This is a genomic window from Bacillus sp. AFS088145, from assembly GCF_002564465.1.
Lineage (GTDB): Bacteria > Bacillota > Bacilli > Bacillales > Bacillaceae_G > Gottfriedia.
This window is the reverse complement of the sequence record NZ_NUUX01000068.1, coordinates 1-2,372: the sequence shown is the minus strand read 5'-3', so window position 1 is coordinate 2,372 and position 2,372 is coordinate 1. Positions and strand designations below refer to the sequence as shown.

The 2,372-nt window shown below is 32.8% G+C and carries 3 protein-coding genes and 1 pseudogene; 2 read left to right on the top strand and 2 right to left on the bottom strand.

The genetic code is table 11. The features are described 5' to 3' along the window. Positions 1 to 233: 233 nt before the first annotated feature. Together COI44_RS23635 and COI44_RS23630 are read left to right on the top strand one after the other, a co-directional pair. Positions 234 to 392 carry an FbpB family small basic protein gene (locus COI44_RS23635; RefSeq protein ID WP_069034557.1) on the top strand — a complete coding sequence of 53 codons (159 nt, stop codon included), beginning with the start codon at positions 234 to 236 and terminating at the stop codon, positions 390 to 392. A 320-nt stretch (positions 393 to 712) separates the two neighbouring features. Continuing rightward, positions 713 to 952, top strand: a complete 240-nt coding sequence (locus tag COI44_RS23630) for a hypothetical protein (RefSeq protein WP_098430056.1) — start codon at positions 713 to 715, stop codon at positions 950 to 952. Between the two features lie 154 nt (positions 953 to 1,106). Here COI44_RS23630 and COI44_RS23625 read toward each other — a convergent pair whose 3' ends face one another. Beyond that, positions 1,107 to 2,084 carry an electron transfer flavoprotein subunit alpha/FixB family protein gene (locus COI44_RS23625; protein ID WP_098430055.1) on the bottom strand — a complete coding sequence of 326 codons (978 nt, stop codon included), beginning with the start codon at positions 2,082 to 2,084 and terminating at the stop codon, positions 1,107 to 1,109. 67 nt (positions 2,085 to 2,151) lie between these two features. Then, a pseudogene (locus tag COI44_RS23620) lies at positions 2,152 to 2,372 on the bottom strand (electron transfer flavoprotein subunit beta); the annotation flags it as partial.

The window sequence follows — 2,372 nt, the reverse complement described above, 5'->3', positions numbered from 1 at the left end:
GCGGTTTATGAAAAGATTTTTTCATAATATTTTCATATTTAAATGTTAAATTAGTGAATATCAGATTCCTGGGACATCACGATTATCAATTTAGTCCATGAGTAACGATTCAATTCGCTACTTTTGTCACAAATTCGTAATATCTTACTCGAATTAATTCAGATTTTTATGTTAATATATTGTTGAATATAATAAAAATATTCAAAAAATTTAACCCGATAGGAGTGGCATTTATGAGAAAACCTTTACGTAAATCGTTTAATCAATTAGTTCATGAGAACAAACAATCTTTATTACGAAACAAAGAGGAAATAGAAAAAATTGAAAGTAAAATTGAAAAGCGCCACGAATTATTATCTGAAAAAAACAAACTAAACAAAGCTATATCATAAATTTAAAGTAATCCTTTAGAGGGATTACTTTTTTTTGTGGTGTTCTAAAAAAGATTTAATCCTTTCCCTTGAACCAACCTATTTGTCAATGTTCAACTTCCCCATATAAGCAAACACTAGTTGTAAAAAATCACTTCTTTCTTAATATAAACGGTGCAATGTTCTTCACAAAAATTCATTAAAACGAATTGAAGTTTGACTATAAACTTCTCTCATATTTATAAGTAGCAATAATTTCTGGATCAACTAAAATAGGCGAACTCTTACAATAATATAGCCGTACTATATAGTACATTGGTCTAGAAATTGGAGGTAAAAGTATGCATCATCCATTTTGGAATTCACATCCGCTTCATCCCCAACATCCTATGAGAAACGGTGTTCAAAGTCATGTACAAACAGATCATCAATCAATCATGCAAATGTTCATGAATCTTGAAAATCAAATTACTAACCTTGTAAAAGCAATCGAAGCAAATAATGAATTACTTAGACAACTTGAACAAAAACAAAATCAAGTTGTAACAAGTGGCGGAGGATCAGTTATTGTTAGGATGTAATGACAATGGCTTGTAAACGAATAAAAGAACGATAAAGGAGGTGTCACAAAAGTTAAAGTACTTTTGAACCCCTCTTTTTTATATAACGAACACTTGAAAAAACATAAAAAACCCACAAGATTGTTCTTGTGGGCTATCAAATATAACTTCTATATTAAGAGTTAACTAATACAGCTTTAAATTCTTCTGTTAATAAAGGTAATACTTCGAATAAGTCACCAACGATTCCGTAGTCAGCTACTTTGAAGATATTAGCTTCTGGGTCTTTGTTAATTGCAACGATTACTTTAGAGTTTGACATACCAGCTAAATGTTGAATAGCTCCTGAAATACCACATGCAATATATAAATCAGGTGTTACAACTTTACCAGTTTGACCAATTTGTAAAGAGTAGTCACAATAGTTAGCATCACATGCACCACGAGAAGCACCCACAGCAGCACCTAATACTGAAGCTAATTCTTTTAATGGATTAAAGCCTTCTTCACTCTTAACTCCACGGCCACCAGCAACGACCACTTTCGCTTCTGAAAGGTCTACACCTTCACTCGCTTTACGCACAACATCTTTGACGATTGAACGTAAGTCTTTAATTTCAACTGAAACAGATGCTACATCACCAGTGCGAGTAGCATCTTTTTCTAAAGCTGAAATGTTATTTGGACGAATTGTCGCAAAAATAAATGGATCTACCATAACTTTTTTCTCGAATGCTTTACCTGAGTAAATCGGACGAGTGAAAACAATATTTCCACCAGCTACTTCGATTGCAGTAACATCTGAAATAAGACCACTTTGCATACGAGCAGCAAGTTTAGGAGATAAATCCTTACCTAATGCTGTATGACCGAATACTAGACCTTCTGGTTTTTCTTGGTCAATAACTGCTAAAAGTGCTTGAGAATATCCATCAGAAGTATATGATGCTAATTTTTCATCTTCAACAACGATTGCACGATCTGCACCATATTGAATCATTTCAGTAGCTAATGCACTAACTGATTTACCTACTAATACAGCAACTACTTCTCCGCCCTCAGCAACTGTTTTAGCCGTACTTACTGCCTCAAATGAAACATTACGTAGTGATCCTTCACGAACTTCGCCTAATACTAATACTTTACGTGACATGTTATTTCCCTCCAAAATTTTCTATTACGATACTAATCTATTATTTATGTTCTAATATTCAATAAAATTAGATTACTTTTGCTTCAGAACGTAGTAACGAAACTAATTCTTTTACTTGATCCTTTAATTCACCAGTTAAAACTTTGCCCGCTTCTTTCTTCGCAGGTAGGTAAATTTCAATTGTTTTCGTTTTTGCTTGAACTTCATCTTCTTCTAAATCTAGATCATCTAATTCTAATTCATCTAAAGGCTTTTTCTTAGCTTTCATAATACCAGGTAAAGAAGGAT

Excerpts from the sequence above, each read along its gene's own strand:
- COI44_RS23635 (WP_069034557.1), top strand. The coding sequence starts at position 234 with ATGAGAAAACCTTTACGTAAATCGTTTAATCAATTAGTTCATGAGAAC.
- COI44_RS23630 (WP_098430056.1), top strand. The coding sequence starts at position 713 with ATGCATCATCCATTTTGGAATTCACATCCGCTTCATCCCCAACATCCT.
- COI44_RS23625 (WP_098430055.1), bottom strand. The coding sequence starts at position 2,084 with ATGTCACGTAAAGTATTAGTATTAGGCGAAGTTCGTGAAGGATCACTA.